This is a genomic window from Mycobacterium asiaticum (assembly GCF_001673315.1).
GTDB lineage: Bacteria > Actinomycetota > Actinomycetes > Mycobacteriales > Mycobacteriaceae > Mycobacterium > Mycobacterium asiaticum_B.
Window position 1 is genome coordinate 1 of sequence record NZ_LZLQ01000035.1, and the last position, 1,206, is coordinate 1,206.

General features: G+C 74.3%; 1 protein-coding gene and 1 pseudogene. Both read left to right on the forward strand.

Annotated features, from left to right (window positions below):
- Positions 1-353: pseudogene (locus A5636_RS06270) on the forward strand (hypothetical protein); the annotation flags it as partial.
- 2 nt (positions 354-355) lie between these two features.
- Positions 356-1,206: PE family protein (locus A5636_RS06275; RefSeq protein ID WP_155763660.1), on the forward strand; the 851-nt coding region annotated here is incomplete at its 3' end.

Consider the following 1,206-nt stretch of genomic DNA (forward strand, 5'->3'; position numbering starts at 1 on the left):
TGACGTGGGTCAGGACGATCGTCGCCGGCCCGGTTCCCCAGTGCGGGTACTTCGCCCAGCCCGACCAACCGGCGCGCCTGGTCCTCGACGGTCCGCTGTTGCCGGCCGAGTGGACGGTCGAACTCAATTACCTGGCTAATTCTGACGGTTCGATGATGCTGGCTTTGTCCGAAGGTCCGGAGGTCAAGGTGCCCGTGCATCCAGGGCTCAACCGCGTCTACGCCCGGCTGCCGGGCGCCGGGGACGCGATCACCGCGCGGGCCGGCACCACCGCCCTCGCGCTCTGCCTCGCTTCGGGGCCGGTGGGCTTTCTGGCGCCTGAAACGTCCCCGCCCGCGACACCGATACGTTAGGCGTGACGGCTGTGATCGCGGTCCCGGAGCTGATGGCATTGGCGGCAGCGGATCTGTCCCGCGTCGGGTCCGCGCTGACTGCGGCCAACGCGGCGGCCGCGCTTCCCACCTCCACGATGCTGGCCGCGGGAGCGGACGAGATCTCGGCGGCCGTCGCCGCGCTCTTCGCCGGGCATGCGCGCCAGTATCAGCAGCTCAGTGCTCAGGCGGAGGCGTTCTACCAAGGATTCGTACAGTCGCTGACCGGCGGCGCCAGCTCGTATGCGACCGCAGAAGCGGTCAATGCGGTGGGGCTGCGACCGGTGCTGGATGCCATCAACGCGCCGACGCAGGCGCTGTTGGGACGCCCGCTGATCGGCGACGGCGCCCATGCGACAACGCCCGGTGCGCGGGGCGGCGCCGGCGGCTTGCTCATCGGCAACGGTGGCAACGGCGCGGCCGGCGGGGTGGGGCAGGCCGGTGGCGCAGGCGGAGACGCCGGACTGATCGGAATTGGAGGCGCGGGCGGGGCCGGTGGCGCCGGTGGTGTCAGCGGGGCCGGCGGACGCGGCGGTGCGGGCGGCCAGGGTGGCTGGCTGTTTGGTAGCGGCGGGTTCGGCGGTGCGGGCGGCCAGGGCGGAGCAGCCGGAGTCAGCGGCATTGCCGGTGCCGGCGGCGCCGGCGGCGCTGGTGGTTCGGCCGGCCCGCTGTGGGGCAATGGCGGACGGGCGGGCGCGGGCGGCGACGGTGGCGGTGCCGCGGGCATCGGCGGCGGTATCGGCGGGGATGGCGGCGCAGGCGGCGATGGCGGTGCCCCGGGGCTGGTAGGCAGTGGCGGCCTCGGCGGCGCCGGAGGTGCCGGGGGCATCGGCGC